A 17,672-nucleotide genomic window follows, 5' to 3' on the forward strand; every position below is an offset into this window, starting at 1 on the left:
CCGTTTTTCACGCGTGTTCTGAGGCAGCACCCAAGTTAAGCGCTGTCACATTCATGGCCCTGAACTTCTCAGGTACCCGTTTTAATATGGCCTGCTCCATTTCCTCCAGGGAAATGCCGATTAAACCGCTGGCAATGGCAGCGCCCAGCAGCGCCACATTCAGTACCTTTGGGGAACCGCTCCTGGTGCAGATGGCTGTGCCGTCCACCACCACCAGGTTATCCACGGTCTGTTTTAAATACTCCATCATCTCATTGCCTGTATAGGCGCCTCCTGTGAGGGAAGCAGTAACCGGACGGATCGGCACGGGTGACACCACCATGCAGCCTCCCTTTTTCAGGTATGGGAGACAGCGCACTGCCTCGGCAGGTTCAAAGCCAATGATGACGTCCGCTGCTTTGTATGGTATCAGGGGGGAGTGGATTTCCTCCCCAATCCGCACATGGCTGACCACGCTGCCGCCTCTCTGTGCCATTCCAATAGTTTCTGCGCCTCTGGCCTCCATCCCCTTTTCCATGGCTGCCAGGGCTATCAGGCGGGACGCAAGGACGGTTCCCTGTCCTCCCACTCCACATAACAATACATTTTTTGTCATATCTATCCTCCTCGCTTATTCCACAGGTTCGATGGCGTCCACGGTACATATCTGGCCGCAGAGTCCGCAGCCGGTACAGAGTCCGGAATCTATCTTAACCTTATCCTGGTCCAGCACCAGGGCCGGGCATCCGATTTCATTGATGCAGGTGCGGCAGTCCACACATCTGTCCTCCACAATCCTGCATTTCTTCGTGGTTTTTACAATGGCAATGCAGGGAGCCTTGAATATCACGGCCTTTACCCCGTTTAGGGCGGAAAACTCCAGCACGGTGTCCACGCACTGCTTAAGATCCAGCGCATCCACGGTCCTTATGTGTTTTATGCCGATTCCCTCCAGTACCTTTGTTATGTCAACCTTTTCCACCACCTGGCCCATCATGGTATGGCCGGTTCCCGGATGGGGCTGGTGGCCTGTCATGGCCGTGGTGGAATTATCCAGGATGCACAGGGTGAGATTGGCCTCATTGTACACTGCATTCACAATACCAGTCAGCCCGGAGGCAAAGAATGTGGAATCCCCGACAAAGGAGAAGTAACGCTTGTGCGGCTCCACCCTCTGCATCCCCTGCGCCATGGTGATGCCTGCACCCATGCACAGACAGGTATCCACCATGTCCAGAGGCTTTGCATTGCCCAGGGTATAGCATCCGATGTCTCCGCAGTAAATGCCTTCCACCGGCTCCTGTCCATCGGGCAGTTCCTGGTTCAGCTTTTCCATGGCACGCTTGACCGCATAGAAGGAAGCCCTGTGGGGACATCCCGCACATAGGACCGGAGGACGGATTGGGAGGGGCGGGACCGGAAGGGGGGCCGCACCGGCAGCCATATCGGAAGATGCACCGGCAGCCTCATCGGAAGCCGCATCGACAGCCGCACCGGCAGCCTCATCGGAAGCCTCATCGACAGCCTCATCGGAAGCCTCATCCAGGGATTCCATATATTCTATGTACGGTGCACCCAGATAAGCCTCCAGCACCTTGCGCACGGACTCCACGCTGTTCTCTCCTGCACACTGTACATCACCCGTAAGCTTTCCCCGGATATCCACATTCAAATGGTGTTTTCCGCAGAGAAGCATCAGTTCCTGCTCCAGCACCGGGTCCAGTTCTTCCACTGCCATGACCTCATTAAGGCCGTCCATGAACTGAAGCATCAGCTTTTCCGGCGTGGGGTTGGGCGTGGAAATCTTGATTACACGCGCGCCCTTGTATCCGTTCAGCGCTTCCATGACAAACTCATAACTGATTCCATGGGTGATGATTCCCTGGACAGTTTCCTTCTCTTCCCTGTGTAGCAGGTTGAAACGGTAACTGCTGAAGTCATCTCCGATTACAGGATTGCGCGCCTCAATCATCCTGTGGTTTGCATTGGACAGGCGCGGGAAGATAACCCATTTGTTGGAATCTTTCACGAATCCCTGTGGTGCCGGAAGACAGATACGTTCCTTTAACTCCACGCTGGCACAGCCATGGCAGATTCTTGTGGTGGGACGGAACAGCACCGGGGTATGGTATTTTTCCGAGTAATCAAATGCATCCCCAATCATCTCATAAGCTTCCTCCGGGGAACTGGGGTCAAATACAGGCAGCTTGGAAAACTGTCCGAAGTGACGCGTATCCTGTTCTGTCTGGGAGGATATGGGGCCTGGGTCGTCTGCCACCATGACAACCATACCTCCCTTGACGCCCACATAGGCCAGGCTCATAAGGGGGTCCGAGGCCACATTAAGTCCCACCTGTTTCATGGTGACCATGGTCCTGGCGCCCGTATAGGCGGCCGCGGCAGCCACCTCCATTGCCGCTTTTTCATTCACCGACCACTCCACATAGATATCACCTGGGTTGTGTTTTGCCACTGTCTCCAGGACTTCCGTGGACGGGGTGCCCGGATAACCCGATACCACCTGCACACCTGCCCTGACTGCTCCCAGGCCGATTGCTTCATTTCCCATTAAAAATGATTTGGACATTGCCCTTCTCCTTCCGTTATGTACATTTACTGCTATTTTCAGATACAAAAAGACCTGTCCTTAAGAAAGGACAGGCCTGAATATACAGCACCTGTGGTACCACCTTATCTGCTTACCACTTTAACAAATATGCTAAGACGCGTTTGGGCAAAACTGAACTTCCAGACACAATCCGGCACATATTCTGCCTTTAACGCAGGCCTGCGGTCCGGATACTGGGGCTATAAATGCCGGATTATACATGCCAGACAGCTGCAACGGCCGATTGTCGCCTTCCTGTGGCACACTTCCATCTGCGGCCTTCCTGCTGCACACTTCCGTCTGCGGCCTTCCTGCTGCACGCTTCCGTCTGCAGTCTTCCTGCTGCATGTTTCCTTCTGCAGTCTTTCCTGCCGCATTCTTCCCGCCACAGTCTTCCTGCCCGCACCTAACCTGCCCGTTCACCTTTCCCTCTGCGGTCCATTTGCCGTCCGGCTTATTACAGGAATCCCACCATCCCCTGCTCTCTGTGAATGCCCTCTACGGTTTGATCTCCGCTTCATCGGTTTAATACTTTACTTTATCAGTCATTATTGCAGATTTCACTGTAAATGTCAATGACTTTCCAATGCATTTCCATACCTGTAATTCATGGCTGTTATTCCATAACCGCTATCCCATAACTGTTATTCCATAACCGCTATCCCATAACTGTTACTCCATAACCGCCACCCCATAACTGTTACTCCATAACCACTATTCCATAACTGCTATTCCATAACTGCTATTCCATAACTGTTATTCCATAACCGCTATCTCATAACTGCTATACATACCCACCATCCTACGCCTGGTCATTAGTCAGATGGAAATAATCCAGCAGATAGAACACAAGGCTTAAAACCATACCCACCACGCAGGCCAGGACCATGCCGGTCAGCTGGATGTTTCCGATTTTCACGGCGATTCCTGAAAGGCCGGTGACAAATATGACAGAGGTCAGGGCCAGGTTCCTGGAATTGCCGTAATCCACCTGTGAATCCACCAGGATACGCAGTCCCGAGGTACCGATCATTCCGTAGAGCAGGAAGGAGATTCCCCCGATGACCGGCCCCGGTATGGTGCTGATCAGGGTGGACAGCTTGCCGATGAAGGAACATATGATGGACAGCACGGCGGCGCCTGCGATTACACGCACACTGTATACCCGGGTGATGGCCATGACGCCGATGTTCTCCCCGTAGGTGGTGGTTGGCACGGAACCGATGAGTCCGGATATCATGGTGGAGAAGTTGTCTCCGAACAGGGAGCGGTGAAGGCCCGGGTCCTTTAACAGGTCGCGGCCCACAATCTTACTGGTGACCACCTGATGTCCGATGTGCTCCGAAGTGATGACCAGGAGGACCGGAAGGATGGTCATGATTGCCTCCAGGTTAAACTTGGGTCTGGAGAAGTTTGGCAGTGCAAATACAGGCGCCGCAGCCACTGCTGAGAAATCCAGAAGTCCGCATGCAAATGCAGCTACATACCCTGCTATGACCGCTATCAGGATAGGGATGACTGAGAAGAACTTCCTGAACAGGATGGAGCCAAATACAGCGGTGCCCAGTGTGATTACGAATACGATAATCTTCCTTGGGTCCATTGCAGGGTCTAAAAGGCCTGCATTGTCAGCCGCATTGCTGGAAAGTTCAAGACCAATCAGGGCCACCACCGGACCCATGGCTGCCGGAGGAAGGACAACATTAATCCATTCCGTGCCGAACTTGTAAACGATGAATGCCAGGATACATCCGCAGAATCCCACGGCCACAAAACCGCCCAGCGCATAGGCGTATCCGGATTCCCCGAAGTTTTGGATGACCACCCCGGCCGGGGCCAGGAACGCAAAGCTGGAGCCCAGATAAGCAGGCGCCTTTCCCTTTGTCACACAGATGAACAGCAAGGTACCCACACCGTTCATGAACAGGACCACAGCCGGGCTGATGCCGAACAGAAAGGGCACCAGGATGGATGCGCCGAACATGGCGAACATGTGCTGGATGCTCAGGGGAACAAGCAGCTTAAAGGGTACCTTGTCCTCCACCTGAATGATACGTTGATTTTCCATTTTCTTCCTCCTTTGTCTTTCCCATACTCTTATAAACAACTGGCGCATCCCTGCGCAGACCTGCGGTAATGGCCCGCCTCTATGATGCGCGGCGCCGTCCCCCTCGGTTATGGGTACGGTTTACCTTCCCCCGCTCAAAACATTTCTCACATACAGAGAAGGGGTAATCCCATGACAGCTCCCGTCCGCAGGCTGAACACTTGCGGGAATAGCTGGCACATTCTGTTTTCAGGATACGGCTGATTTCCTCTTCGGTGCGCCGCCGCTCCTCATTCAGGTTTCCGGTCTGGACCGGAAGTCCTGCCTTCCTGGAAAACTGGAAATACAGATCCAGCATTTTATAATAGCTCTCCAGGTCATACAGGTCATCGCCCGGGCTGTAGGGGAATTCCAGTTCATCCACATCCCGGTAATCCCTGCAGTAATCCTTCCACAGGTCCATGACCATCTTATTATCTATATCAATGGAACACGTAATCAGCTTATATATCTCCTGTCTGGTAAATGTGTCCATGTTGTCCTGGTGCACATGTTCAAATGTCATGTACAGGGACAGGAGCTCGTCCACCTCCATCTTCTCATAAATGGAAGGCGTATCCATGGACGCCCAGATCTTCACCAGGGTGTCAATCTCGGCCGGCAGGTTCAGCAGCTGTTCCGGGAAGCCCACATATGCCTTCATGATGGGGATGGGAAGCCTGGACAGACCGTCCTTTATCACATCCAGCTCGTCAATGGCAGTGACGAACCCTTCATCGTAAAGCCCGTATCTTCCGGCCCGGCCCGCTATCTGCTTAATCTCTTCCGGATTCAGGGTGCGTTTGCCCACACCGTCGAATTTCCTGGTCTCCACAAACACAATCCTGCGTATGGGCAGGTTCAGGCCCATGCCGATGGCGTCCGTGCTGACCACCACATCCGTCTCCTTTGCCAGGAAACGGCGCACCTGTTCCCGTCTGGTGGCCGGAGGCAGGCTTCCATATATGACGCTGCAATGGGTTCCCTCGTTCTCCAGATGGGCTGCCAGGGCAAGCACTGATTTTTTGGAAAATACAATCAGGGCGTCGCCTTTCTTCAAATCCCGCTTCAGGTTATATGGCTTTGTCTCCAGGGTCAGCCTGGTATTCCGCTTGTGGCGCACCACCCGGAACTGGTCCCCGCAGCGTTTTATCATCTGGACGATGATGTCCTCTGCCTCCGGCGCCATGCACAGATGTATCTCCTCTGCCCGAAGCCCCAGGACCGCCCTGGTCCAGTTGTGTCCCCTGTATGGGTCCGCAACCATCTGGCACTCATCCACCACAACGATATCAAAGTAATCGTGGTCATTGAGCATTTCCACGGTACATGCCTGGCACACGGCCCCCGGCACCTCCAGCGTCTCCTCCCCTGTAATCATGGAACATGCAAGCCCCTCTGAATTAAGCTTATCATAGACCTCCAGGGCCAAAAGCCTTAAGGGGCCGAAATACGCCCCGTGCCCGCACTCCTTCAGCCGTTCCAATGCATCATGGGTCTTGCCGCTGTTGGTGGGGCCTACATGGAGGATGAACCTGCGCTTCATCTCCCTGGCTCCCGGATACTCCTCCTCCGGCTTCTGGTTCACGGACTCCCGGATTCCCTTTTTAATGGTCTTTGGTATATAGAACAGCTGGTAGGCACGGTCCAATGAGTTGGTCAGCAGATAACGGCGGATTCCCTGCATCCTGAGGACATGTTCCAGTTCCTCCAGGGACAGGCCCGACAGGTACTCCAGGTCCTTTCTTGCAAGGGCGCCGCAGAATTCCTGCATGCTGGCACAATTCTGTTCCCACTCCTGGACAGCCGGTCCCGGCGGCAGCTTTCCCTCCTTGTGCATCAGATATGCGCAGACCTTGGACAGCATGGCATGGACATCGCTCAGTTCATTGGCTTTCTCAAGGGGCTTTAAGTTCTCCTCAGTCAGGCGCTTTAACCGTTTCCTCAATTCAGCGGCCGTCATGGCCCTGAAACGCTTATTCACGCTGCCGAAAAAAAGCTCCTTATAGTATTCCTCCAAATACTGAGCGCATTCTCTTTTTATCTCCATGGATTTCCTCTTTCCTTCTGATTTTCACAAAAGCAGCCAGGTGCACATGTTCCCACGTCCATCTGGCAGCTATTAAACTTACACCATGGTAGTATCCACAAAATGCTCAAAACCTGAAATGCCATATTCCGCGCACACGCTGTTGATACCGTCCACAATCTCCTCCCGCGAATAGTTCGCCTCGAAAAGTGTGTCATCCTTCATCTGGTTAAGATACATATAAAAAGTAAGGGCCATCTCCAGGCGGTCAATATCCTGGGGATCCAGCTGGTCCGAGAGATAATTCTCAGCCCCGTTGATATCGCCTGCATCCGCCATGTCCTTTAACTGGCGGTACACCCGGTCCATGGGGGTATAGCTGTCCTCGTCCTCCGGAAGCTCATAGTCTATATCGTTCTTGCCCAGCACCAGCCTTGCAATGGCCCTGACCAGGTCGCTGATGGTCCTCATCACATAATCGTCCTGAAATCCCATAACTGTTCATCTCCTGCGTATTTTCCTTTTAGTATAGTTGATATCGATTCCGCCGTCAAGCCGTAGAATTGATCCCGTCTTACAATGTCCTGCGGCCTGCCCTGCAAAGCATCTGCCTGTTCAGTCATACCCTGCCAGCCCAAAATCCCCGTCCATTATCAGCCCGGCTCCATAGCGGCTTCCGGCAACGTCATAACGGACTGTTATCCGCGGATAATCTGAAGGGATTACATCAACCTGGAACGAACAAAAGCGCCCATCCTGTGAAAGGCCGGACGAAGCCACGGTTATCCTTTCATTCCCATAATCATATTCCGAGTAAACAGCGCCGTCTGCCATCCATGCCAGCCAGTGCTGTTTCAACGCATCCCCCACCTGCTCCGGCACCGTCACATATCCATGATCACCCGCCCCGCCGTAATGCCGTATCCGTGTTATGAGGGCATCCTTCACATCTGCTTCCCGGTCCGTAAAATTAGCGGCGGACAGCACTTCCAGAACCCCTGGCTCCAGCAGGTCCATCTCCAGCGCGTCCATCCCCAGCACATCTGGCTCCAGCACGTCCGTCCCCAGCACGTCCATCCCCAGCACGTCCCGGAAGGTGTCTGCTAAAGCGCTGTCACCGTACGCCCCAAGGACAGCGGCTTCCGGCTTCAATAGGGATTCCAGTCCCTCAGGCTGTCCTTTCAGGAAATCCCCATATGGCTCCAGCACGGTATAGGTAACATTTCCTTTTGTAAGAAAATAGTCCTGGTTCCGCCCGCTTTTTACAAACTCCAGAACCTGGTCCGCATAATCCCTGTCCCCGTCTCCATGGCCCTGTTCCGGCGTGACTGCCTTTAGGGTCAGATGGCTTACAATCAGGCGCTCTTTTTGCCCTATGTCCGCCTTTTGCCAATCTGAAAGTTCATCCAGCCTGTCCTCCATCATTTCCTTTACCTCTGCAGCGGTTTCATCAACAAGGGTATTGCACAGGCATTCCATCCTGTATTCCAGGTATTGGCTGAAATCCCGGTCCTTAAATACCACAAAAGCCGCGTTGACCGTGTGATAACCCGGGGCTGTTTCCTTAGACTGAATGGAAGAAAAGCACAAAGTTTCCGGGTTATAGTTATTCCATGACCCTTCCTCTTTGTGGTCATTAATCATATCTGCAATGGATGACGGAAGCCTGATTGAGGACAAGGACATCTCATCCGGGTTCACCTCCACCATGGTAAGCGGCTGGCTATCCGCACCTGTCTCACCGGCCGCGCCGGTTTCCGCTGCCAATGAAAGGATTGTCCGGTAATCCCCGGCCTCCGTCTCCTTTTCAACAGCAAATACCTTCCTGCTGCCAAATATCCGGCTTCTCTCCTGCGCACCCGGCACCGGTTTTTCAGTAAACGGGTCCAACAGGTCCGTTTCCTCCCGAAGCTTCAGGCTGCCGTATGTCTTCCTGATTCCGTCCGGCGTATCCCCAAGGCGGAATTCAAAGGCTTCATCAATGGGTTCCGGAATATTTCCAAGGGGAGAATTAAACTCACTGTAGATGACACGGTTCACCTCTTCATAGTACGGGTTGACAGTCCCGGCAGCTTCCTCTCCGGCCCTGTCCACACGGCTGTCCGCCTCCAGTCCGGCAGGTATCCCGGCTTTGTCTTCCTTATCCCCCTGTCCGCTGCACGCAGCCGTAAAAACTGCTGTCAGTATCAGCACAGGCAGTATCAGCATTTTCCTCATCATCTTTTCTCCTCCTTGATACGGACCATACGACAATACATCTTTCCATTATATCAAAAGATGTATGTAAAATCAAAACAGTTTCCGTCATGTCCAAAGCGGCGGCATATGGATGGACTGGCGTGATTCAGGCAGACCGGCTCCTGGGGCGCCGGAACCCCTCCGCTGTACTGGCACCACCAGGATTTCCCGGCATATCTAATCATAAGGCCCAATCCATTTCCCTGGATTGGATTTATATATGGAGTGATTAAATGGAAAATGAATACAGCGTGATTGCCCTTGCAGGAACCCCGAAATCCGGAAAAACCACCATATTCAACGGACTGACAGGTATGTGCCGTTACACCGGCGGCTGGTGGGGGGACGGGGGAGCACCTGGCCGCGGTACTTACAGATACTGCGGCCAGGCTTATATGCTTCTTGACATGCCCGGCGCCTATTCCCTTTCCTCTGCTCCGTTTCCGGATTCCGGTTCCCGTGAAAGCAATGATTCCCTCCTGCAATCCCGGCAGCCGGATGTAATTGCAGTGGTGGCTGACGCGACCAGGCTGGAACTGGGACTTCACCTGTTAAAACAAGTCCTTGGAATGGATAGCGGAACCAGAAATACAGGCAGCATCCCAGTGATACTCTGTGTTAATTTTTGTGACGAGGCCCTTCGGACAGGGCTGGTGATTGATTATAACCTTCTGGAGGATGTGCTCCAGATTCCCGTCATCCCCTGCTGCGCCCGGGACCAGAGCCATCTTGACGATGTCAAGGCCGCCATACATTATGCGGCCAAACCAGGGAACCGGAAGGCATTCTGCTATGACTGTCTGGATTTTTCGCCTAAGAAACTGACTGCGGAATGCATCTCCGTCACCTCAGAGGCAGACGGCGCCCGCAGGGTATTGCTGGACCTCATCCTCACCGGGCCTGTTACAGGGAAAATCATACTGCTCCTGCTGCTGGCCGGAGTCCTCCATCTGACCATGCTTGCTGGCGGTGTCCCATCCCTCCTGCTGTGGAATGCCCTGTCACGGCTGGAACTGTATCTGGACAGCGCCATGGCATATCTGGGGGCGGCTCCCTGGCTTACAGGCTGCCTTATTCACGGTGGCTTCCGTGCGCTTTCCTGGACCACTGCCATCATGCTGCCTCCCCTTGCTGTTTTCCTCTTTTTTTTCACCCTGCTGGAGGACCTTGGATTCCTTCCCAGGGCATCCATGGGCATGGACCCCATATTTGAAAAATGCGGCGCCTGCGGCGGACAATGTGTGACCATGGCCCTGGGTCTGGGGTGCAATGCTGCCGGAGTGGCCTGCTGCCGGTCCATCCAGTCCCCCAGGGAACGCATCATTGCCGTACTCACCAATTCCATGATTCCCTGCTGCGGCCGTTTTCCTGTTTTTATAATGCTGATTCCCCTGTTTTTTGCCGTTGGTCCCGTGGACTCCCTGACCGGTTCCCTGTCCTGCGCCCTGTTGTTTTCCATCCTGCTGCTGGCCGCTGTCTACCTGTCCTTGGGGATATCCTGGCTTCTGTCAAAAACGCTGTTAAAGGGACTTCCCTCCGCCTTCGCCCTGGAACTGTCCCCTTACAGGAAAATGCACATTACCCGCTCAGCCCTGCGCTCCCTCCTGAACAGAACCATGGTGTTTGCCGGACGCGCGGTCAGGGCGGCGGTTCCCGCCGGAATCATCATATGGTTCCTGGCCAATCTCTTCTACACAGGCCCTTCCGGCGGATTCGTGTCCTTTCACCGGCCTGCCGCCGGCGTTCCCAGCCTGCTGGCTGCATTTACGGGCCTGCTCCATCCTGCCGCGGTCCTTCTTGGCATGGACGGGGCCATATTGGCGGCCTTTGTGCTGTCCTTCCCGGCAGGAGAGCTGTTCCTTCCAATCCTCATCATGGCCTACCTTGAAGGCGGGCCCCTTGGCGGCATGCTGGGCGGTTCCCTGGCCGCGGGCGGCAATGGCTTTTCCCTGTACCAGCTGCTCACCTCCCAGGGCTGGACCTGGGTTACAGCAATCTGTACCCTTGTCTTTACCTTCCTGCACTGGCCCTGCCTGACCACCTGCCAGGCAATTGCCAGGGAGACAAAAAGCTGGAAATGGGCCGGGGCGGCTGTCTGTATCGCCACGGTTCCCGGGATTCTCATATGTGCGGGGATTGCGCTGTATGGGCATATGGTCTTAGGTATCTGAGTTAGCATGTCCTCCTGATTGCATATTCTCCTGATTGTATATCCTCCTGATAGCATGTCCTCCAAATTCTGGGGATTATTTCTTGACTGCGGCATTTCCACTGCCTATAATAGAGGTAAGCAAACAAACAGGATGCATGTCATATGGACCTCCAAAAACGCAGGACCTTTATCATCAGCTTTATTTACTTTGCGATTATCGGTGTAATCTGCTATATTCTCTTTAAAAGGCTGATTCCCATGCTCATGCCCTTTATCATGGCGCTGGCAATTGCCGCGGCGCTGGACCCGGCTGTCTCCTTTTTAGGAAGCCGCATCAAAGGCGGGCAGAAGTGTGCGGCAGCGGCAGTCCTCCTTCTGTTCTATGGCTGTCTCTTCAGTCTGGCGGCTGTCTCCGGGAACTGGCTGTTTTCCTGCATCCAGGAACAGGGCAGGAAGCTTCCAGCGTTATACAGCGAAGTGGTGGAACCAGGGCTTTCCCGGTTTTTCACGCTTCTGGAAGCCAGTTTCCCAGGCCATAGCATCCATATCTCCTCCCTTGGGACCAGTCTGGAGCATGCCATGGAAAATGCAGCAGGCGCCCTTTCCTCCAGCCTGATTGGCTACGGCGCCTCTGTCCTTGTTGGTTTCCCATCCCTTCTGGTGGATATCCTGGCTGCGGTGATTGCGTCTTTCTTCCTTACCGGAAGTTACCGGCAGACCGTTGCATTCCTCATGCGCCAGATTCCGGAAAAACAGCGGGCCATACTCACGGCTGCATGTGCCAGCATACGGGATGTGACAGGGCGTCTGGTTAAGGCATATGCCCTGCTTATGGCCCTTACCTTTGCGGAACTGTCCGTGGGTTTCCTAATCCTGGGAGTGCCCATGGGGTTCACGGCCGCTTGCCTGATTACACTGGTGGATATCCTGCCTGTGCTGGGCACGGGCACCGTCCTTTTGCCCTGGGCCTTTATTGCCTGGACCACAGGTTCCAGGAGCCTGGGCATCGGCCTTGTGTGCCTCTATCTGCTGATTACGGTAGTCCGCCAGTCCCTTGAGCCCAAGGTGGTCGGCCTGCAGATGGGCCTCCCTCCTGCTGCTGCCCTGCTCTGCATGTTTGTGGGCGGCAAAGTCCTGGGGCTGCCCGGTATCTTCCTGTTTCCCATTGGCGCCACCGTCCTCTTTAAGCTCAGCGGGGACGGAACTATCCAGTTATTCAAATAAATTGCAAATCCTTTTTCTTCTGGGCGTGTATGTTCATCATTTCCCGTCAAGTCATCCGCCCCGGAGCGTGCTGTATACCATCCAGAACCGGACTACATTACATAAAGGCAGGTATGTTTATGAAGATTCCATCCAAGTTCCCGTCCCCACCATCCCGTCATGCCCCCAGTCCCCCGGACAGGGTCCGCAGGTCCCAGATCCGTCTTTTTGCCATCAGCCTGGTTCTTGCTGCCGCTGCCGCCATCCTGGGCATCTGTGCCAGGATGGTTCCTGGTTTTGCACATACATATTCCATTACCGTCTATCCTGTGCTTGTGAATACCATTGGCCGTTTCAGCAGCATTTTCCCTATCTCCCTGTCAGAAGCAGGGTTATATCTGGCTGCTGTTTTCTGTATCCTGAACCTCTTTTCCCTCATCAGGAAACCGCTTGCCGTGCTGTCCCGTCTGTTTTTCCTTGTCTGCCTCCTCCTGTTCCTGTACACGGCCAACTGCGGCATCAACTACTACAGGACGCCATTTTCCTATGAGGCTGGCATGGTCATGGAAAAATCGTCTACAGAAGAGCTTTACAGCCTCTGCCTGTTCCTTACGGAACAGGTAAACAGCACGCTTAAGGAAACAGACCACTCAGAAGATGTACTTAAGGGGCTTTATCCTGGCCAGACAGGGGACACGCCCCTGCCCTCAGCCGCAATGCTCCGGGAGTTTGGGATGGAAGGGGTTAAATCCATGAAGGACCTGGGCACAGACTACCCCCAGCTGGCTGGATACTACCCTTATCCCAAACCCCTGATGAATCCGCGTCTGCTGTCCATCCAGCAGCTTTGCGGCATCTACTCCCCCTTTACCATTGAGGCAAACTACAACAGGGAAATGCCTTACTACAATATCCCGCATACCATATGCCATGAACTGTCCCATCTGAAAGGATTCATGCGCGAGGATGAGGCCAACTTCATCGGATACCTGGCCTGTATCGGTTCCGGTTCCCCGGATTTCCGTTACAGCGGATACCTGACCGGATGGGTCTATGCCGGTAATGCACTGGCCAAGGTGGATCTGGAGGCATATTATGACCTGTACGGGCGGCTTGCCCCGGAGGCAGCCAGGGACCTCTCCTGGAACAACCAGTTCTGGGACAGGTTTGACGGCAAGGTCGCCGAAGCCTCCACCCAGCTCAATGACCGTTACCTGAAGGCCAATAACCAGGAGGACGGTGTGCGCAGTTATGGGAGGATGGTGGATCTGATGCTGGCTTATTATCGGGATTCCCAGTGGTGATGATGCGGGGTGGCGGGTGGCAGTTTTGTGGTTGGTAATTTTACGGTTGGCGATATCACAATCGATGATATCCAAGGCATATATGTCCCAAATGACCGCTTATAATTCAATCCAACGGATTCTTACATAGGAAAAGGACAGTAACCCAGATATCTGAATCCCAGATTCCTGAATGCTGCTGTCCTTTTCTTACCACCGCATCTATACTAGCTTTTCCTTACTGCCATTTATCCTGCTTCCGCTTTCCTTACCGCTGCCTTTCCCTCACTGCCGTCTCTTCTTAATCTCCCACAAAATCACAAGCCCGATACTGATGATCAGGACCTGAAGCACAATCACTGTCCCGACTCCCGCCAGAATGATGAACAGTACTGACCTATCGCTCTGGGCTGCGGATGTTCTGTCCGGGCTGACCACAGGCGCTTCTTCCTCAGGCTGGCCGCCATCCACGGTATCTTCCCCTTCCATGCCGCCGGTTTCCCCAAGCCTTGTAAGTTCCAGGGACAGCTCCTTTATATCTTCCTCATTAAACACATCCTTCATATCCCACCTGGCCATGGTCCCTCTGTAGGGCGCATCCAGCCCTTCGTTCAGTATTCCAAGGTAGGTGTCCACCGCCCCATCCCAGTCCTCCCCGGAAAGCACCCAAAGATCCAGGGCTGAAAGGGCTGAAGTCCCATAGCCGATATAATACAGGGGAGTATAGAAAAGGTGGGGGATATCTACCCAGTCATAACACATATCCCCATATACCCGGTAATACCAGCCATCGTAAGAATCCTGTATCTCCTTGAACCTGCGGTTCATATCATCCAGGGTCATGTCAGGGGTCGTGTATACGGCTTCCTCGAATTCCTGAATCATACATGCAGTTATGGCCACATACAGCATATCCGTCATTGTCTCATAGGCATAGGCGGACGCCCCATCCCCAAACAGTTCCTCCGCATAGCGTGTTGACAGCATCTCCAGTCCCTGGGACTGTATCTCGCACACATCCACATGAAAGCCCTGATACATCTCGGGTACTGTATTATAATAATAACTGCAAAAATGCCCGAACTCATGAATCAGGGACTGGTAATCCCGGAACGTATTGTCACGGTTTATGAAGATAAATGCGTCCTTGTAGCTGGGCAGACCCACTGTATAGCTCCCAGCGGTACGCTCCACGCCGTCCTCCCCTGCCTGGATATCATACAGATGGTTATCCCTCATATATTGGAATATTTCCCCAAGTTCCGGCACCATCTGATCCATGCCGTGCCCTACCGTATCAAGAATATCCTCTGTCGTGCTTTCTTCCAGCCGGTCCAGGCTGTCATAGGAAGCATTATCCACATCTTCTGACCACAGGTACCACATAGTATCGCTGAGAACCACGATGTAATCCTTCACATTCCGGCAAAGCTGCTTCGTATCCTCAAGGGTATAGTCCCGCCCGTATATTGTCTCATGTGCATATTCAGCATAATTGTCATAGCCTGCAGAACCGGCTATCTCCCCGCGGACCTTGACCAGTTCCAGGTATTTGCCCCCAAGGATGCGGTTTCTTTCCCTGCCCAGCGCCTCGTTCACTTCACTGTAATCTTCCGTACTCATATCCGGCTCTTTTGCCAGACGCTCATAATCCCACTGTTCCCCGTCATATTCCACGGATATCCCGCCGGATGCCAGCTGGTCATATTCCCTGATCAGTTCTTCTTCCCTGCTATGGAGATCCAGCTCCTCCTGTGAGTAATCCTCATAATAGGCAATCATGGGAACGTAGGATTTTCCAATTTTTGTCTCCAGAAGGGAGCGGTAAGAAGATTCAAGGCCCTTTTGCAGGCAGGCCGCTGCCTTATTCCCCATCTCCGAATACAACTGTGTTGTATATGCCTGCTCCGCGGCGGCCTCCTGGTCAGATATATCCCTGTCATACATGATCTGGGCCATATAAGCCATTGTTGCCAACCGGTCAAACTCACTGATGATCAGGTCATACAGACGCCCCACTTCCTCTTCCTGCCCCTGTGCGCTTAAAGCCAGTTCAAAATCCTCCATGGCCTTGTCCAGGACAGATGTGGAGAAATGTTCATACGGCCTTTGGGAATAATCCACCCCTTCAAAAAACCGGTCCATCCGGGGTGATACCGCCTGACGCCCCGATTCCGACCGAGCCTGAACCTCTGCCTGACGCCCCGATTCCAACCGCGCCTGAACCTCTGCCTGACGCCCCGATTCCGGCCGCGCCTGAACCTCTGCCTGAACCTGGACCGCGCCGCAGGACGGTACGGAAACCACAAGGATGGCTGCCACCGCCAACGCCCCCAGGCGTCTTATGACAATCTTCCAGGCATTTTTCTTCATGGCCGGTTCCTCCTTCTGTATATTTCTTACATTTATTCTAACACACAAACAGGCCCCTCACAAGGCCTGTCCGTCAACCGTGCCGGCCATGCCAGCCCCATTCTGTAATTTTCCAGATACCCGGTACCGGATATCCCCGGTTCATTCCCTGAGCCAGCCCTCTTCCTCCGGCAGCAGGAAGTAATTATTATCCCTGTCCGAATCCATAATCATGGAATCCAGTTCCCGGAGCAGGTAGCTGTCCGGCATATTGCGCTGCCACCATCGGTACCCCTTTGTGTTCCTGATTCCTTTGGCATCAATCTTCCTGCCTGCATAGTAATCAATGTAAACACCCGCATAGGTGGCTGCCATGGAACGCTCCACATCATTCCCAAGATTTTTCACCACTCCCCGTATCTGGTCACTGATAAGTTTCTGTATGTAGCGGTAAGACCAGTCCTCAAAGTCCAGCAGATCCGGATTCCCACTTCCCATCTTCCTGGCCCAGCCTGACACATCCACTGACCGTGTCTCATAGGAAATGCTGCCATCCTCATCCCAGACCACCTCGCCATACTGGCACGGGGGGATGCTCAATGCATCTGTGATGATTTCCTGTATCCCGTAAGCCTCATCGGCCACTCCAGGCTCAGCCTTGTGCTTGCGCACCCTTTGTACATGAAGGTGTCCGCTGAAAAACAGGGGAAGTTCATATTTCTGGAGAAGGTCAATCACTTCCCCGTTATTGTCCATGGCACATTGGGTGGTATACATACGGCTCTGGGCCAGCAGGTTATGGTGGGCAACAGGCAGTACGAAAATCCCCTGTTCCCTGGCTTTTAAAAGCTGCTCATCCATCCATGCCAGGGTGCTTTCCTTAATCCTGCCCTCCACCTTATTCTCAGGTTCATACTGGCAGGAATCCAGCATGAGAAGCCAGTTTTTTTCATCCAGTCCATATACGTAACTTAGGGAACTGCTGTCCCTGCTGAGGGCCTGGTCATATCCATACCTGTGGTAGATTTCGTAAAAACCGTCCGCATCTATGGAATCCACGGATTCCTTCTCTGCTCCGTAATACACTGCGGCATGTCCATTGTTGATATCGTGGTTGCCGGGAATGACCAGTACCTGTATCCCTGCATCCTGTACCCGCGCCAGACGTCCTGCCAGTTCTTCATGGTTCATCCGCTCCCCGTTCATGGTAATGTCCCCGCTGAGTACAAGGGCGGAGGGCTTTTCTTCTATGACCTCGTCCAGGAATGCCTCCAGCAGTTCCGGAAGGTACTGGATGACCTTACCGTCGCTTCGCTCCACAAACAGCTGGAATGCCGGACCGCCGTCACCTGCCTGGGCGCTCTGATAGTGGAGGTCAGTGGCCAGGACAAGCCTTGGGGGCACATACGGCTCCTCTGTGTCCTGGGGAGGGGTCCACAGGCCGGGAAACTGTTTCTTCCAGCCGGTATACCCTTCTTCCCTTATGACCTCCTCCGGCTTTTCGGCCTGGGAATCCGTTGCCGTCTTAATCAGGCTGTCCACGTTCCCGTCTTCCGGCCGCTTTCCATCATCACCGTCCACGGATTCCTGTCCGAATCCCTCTGTGCCTGTCTCCATCTGCACCGGGCCAGCGGGTTCCATTAACTTTTTCATAAAATGCAAAACCCCGAAGCATGCCATGAATACCATGGCATACATCAGGGCACTTATTATCCAGGTCTTTTTCTTCATCCGGTCAGCTC

Annotated in this window: 12 protein-coding genes; 3 read left to right on the top strand and 9 right to left on the bottom strand. The window is 53.6% G+C overall.

The genetic code is table 11. The features are described from left to right. Nucleotides 1-7: 7 nt before the first annotated feature. From MCJ35_RS21535 to MCJ35_RS21565, 7 genes are all read right to left on the bottom strand, one after another. Nucleotides 8-595, bottom strand: coding sequence for an indolepyruvate oxidoreductase subunit beta (locus MCJ35_RS21535; protein ID WP_025485359.1), 588 nt, complete (start codon nucleotides 593-595; stop codon nucleotides 8-10). Nucleotides 596-610: 15 nt separating this feature from the next. After that, on the bottom strand, nucleotides 611-2,566 hold the full coding sequence (locus MCJ35_RS21540; protein WP_025485358.1) for a thiamine pyrophosphate-dependent enzyme: 1,956 nt from the start codon (nucleotides 2,564-2,566) through the stop codon (nucleotides 611-613). Nucleotides 2,567-2,787: 221 nt separating this feature from the next. Further along, nucleotides 2,788-2,964, bottom strand: coding sequence for a hypothetical protein (locus tag MCJ35_RS21545; protein ID WP_155858460.1), 177 nt, complete (start codon nucleotides 2,962-2,964; stop codon nucleotides 2,788-2,790). Between the two features lie 425 nt (nucleotides 2,965-3,389). After that, entirely contained in the window at nucleotides 3,390-4,655 is a 1,266-nt protein-coding gene (gene uraA, locus MCJ35_RS21550) for a uracil permease (protein WP_008720087.1), read from the bottom strand. 79 nt (nucleotides 4,656-4,734) lie between these two features. Continuing rightward, a complete protein-coding gene (locus tag MCJ35_RS21555) occupies nucleotides 4,735-6,723 on the bottom strand; it encodes a helicase-related protein (protein ID WP_240299650.1) in 1,989 nt (662 codons plus the stop codon). A 78-nt stretch (nucleotides 6,724-6,801) separates the two neighbouring features. Next, the gene (locus MCJ35_RS21560; RefSeq protein WP_025485356.1) at nucleotides 6,802-7,197 is read right to left on the bottom strand and encodes a DUF6483 family protein; all 396 of its coding nucleotides are present in this window, start codon (nucleotides 7,195-7,197) and stop codon (nucleotides 6,802-6,804) included. A gap of 120 nt (nucleotides 7,198-7,317) precedes the next feature. Further along, on the bottom strand, nucleotides 7,318-8,922 hold the full coding sequence (locus tag MCJ35_RS21565; RefSeq protein ID WP_025485355.1) for a hypothetical protein: 1,605 nt from the start codon (nucleotides 8,920-8,922) through the stop codon (nucleotides 7,318-7,320). A 251-nt stretch (nucleotides 8,923-9,173) separates the two neighbouring features. On the opposite strand from MCJ35_RS21565, the gene MCJ35_RS21570 reads away from it, so the two are divergent. The 3 genes from MCJ35_RS21570 to MCJ35_RS21580 all read left to right on the top strand — a co-directional run bounded on the left by MCJ35_RS21570 (nucleotide 9,174) and on the right by MCJ35_RS21580 (nucleotide 13,599). Further along, complete coding sequence (locus MCJ35_RS21570; RefSeq protein WP_025485353.1) at nucleotides 9,174-11,111, top strand: FeoB small GTPase domain-containing protein; 1,938 nt, start codon at nucleotides 9,174-9,176, stop codon at nucleotides 11,109-11,111. 143 nt (nucleotides 11,112-11,254) lie between these two features. Then, nucleotides 11,255-12,316 carry an AI-2E family transporter gene (locus tag MCJ35_RS21575; RefSeq protein WP_025485352.1) on the top strand — a complete coding sequence of 354 codons (1,062 nt, stop codon included), beginning with the start codon at nucleotides 11,255-11,257 and terminating at the stop codon, nucleotides 12,314-12,316. A 119-nt stretch (nucleotides 12,317-12,435) separates the two neighbouring features. Next, the gene (locus tag MCJ35_RS21580; RefSeq protein ID WP_025485350.1) at nucleotides 12,436-13,599 is read left to right on the top strand and encodes a DUF3810 domain-containing protein; all 1,164 of its coding nucleotides are present in this window, start codon (nucleotides 12,436-12,438) and stop codon (nucleotides 13,597-13,599) included. Between the two features lie 264 nt (nucleotides 13,600-13,863). Here MCJ35_RS21580 and MCJ35_RS21585 read toward each other — a convergent pair whose 3' ends face one another. After that, complete coding sequence (locus tag MCJ35_RS21585) at nucleotides 13,864-15,951, bottom strand: gluzincin family metallopeptidase (protein WP_025485349.1); 2,088 nt, start codon at nucleotides 15,949-15,951, stop codon at nucleotides 13,864-13,866. A 141-nt stretch (nucleotides 15,952-16,092) separates the two neighbouring features. Next, the gene (locus MCJ35_RS21590) at nucleotides 16,093-17,661 is read right to left on the bottom strand and encodes a metallophosphoesterase (protein ID WP_025485347.1); all 1,569 of its coding nucleotides are present in this window, start codon (nucleotides 17,659-17,661) and stop codon (nucleotides 16,093-16,095) included. Nucleotides 17,662-17,672: the final 11 nt, after the last annotated feature.

Source organism: Enterocloster sp. OA13 (assembly GCF_022440595.1).
GTDB lineage: Bacteria > Bacillota > Clostridia > Lachnospirales > Lachnospiraceae > Enterocloster > Enterocloster hominis.

What these genes read in the sequence shown, in the direction of transcription:
- MCJ35_RS21535 (WP_025485359.1), bottom strand. Translation starts at nt 595, where the DNA reads ATGACAAAAAATGTATTGTTATGTGGAGTGGGAGGACAGGGAACCGTC.
- MCJ35_RS21540 (WP_025485358.1), bottom strand. Translation starts at nt 2,566, where the DNA reads ATGTCCAAATCATTTTTAATGGGAAATGAAGCAATCGGCCTGGGAGCA.
- MCJ35_RS21545 (WP_155858460.1), bottom strand. Translation starts at nt 2,964, where the DNA reads ATGCGGCAGGAAAGACTGCAGAAGGAAACATGCAGCAGGAAGACTGCA.
- uraA (WP_008720087.1), bottom strand. Translation starts at nt 4,655, where the DNA reads ATGGAAAATCAACGTATCATTCAGGTGGAGGACAAGGTACCCTTTAAG.
- MCJ35_RS21555 (WP_240299650.1), bottom strand. Translation starts at nt 6,723, where the DNA reads ATGGAGATAAAAAGAGAATGCGCTCAGTATTTGGAGGAATACTATAAG.
- MCJ35_RS21560 (WP_025485356.1), bottom strand. Translation starts at nt 7,197, where the DNA reads ATGGGATTTCAGGACGATTATGTGATGAGGACCATCAGCGACCTGGTC.
- MCJ35_RS21565 (WP_025485355.1), bottom strand. Translation starts at nt 8,922, where the DNA reads ATGATGAGGAAAATGCTGATACTGCCTGTGCTGATACTGACAGCAGTT.
- MCJ35_RS21570 (WP_025485353.1), top strand. Translation starts at nt 9,174, where the DNA reads ATGGAAAATGAATACAGCGTGATTGCCCTTGCAGGAACCCCGAAATCC.
- MCJ35_RS21575 (WP_025485352.1), top strand. Translation starts at nt 11,255, where the DNA reads ATGGACCTCCAAAAACGCAGGACCTTTATCATCAGCTTTATTTACTTT.
- MCJ35_RS21580 (WP_025485350.1), top strand. Translation starts at nt 12,436, where the DNA reads ATGAAGATTCCATCCAAGTTCCCGTCCCCACCATCCCGTCATGCCCCC.
- MCJ35_RS21585 (WP_025485349.1), bottom strand. Translation starts at nt 15,951, where the DNA reads ATGAAGAAAAATGCCTGGAAGATTGTCATAAGACGCCTGGGGGCGTTG.
- MCJ35_RS21590 (WP_025485347.1), bottom strand. Translation starts at nt 17,661, where the DNA reads ATGAAGAAAAAGACCTGGATAATAAGTGCCCTGATGTATGCCATGGTA.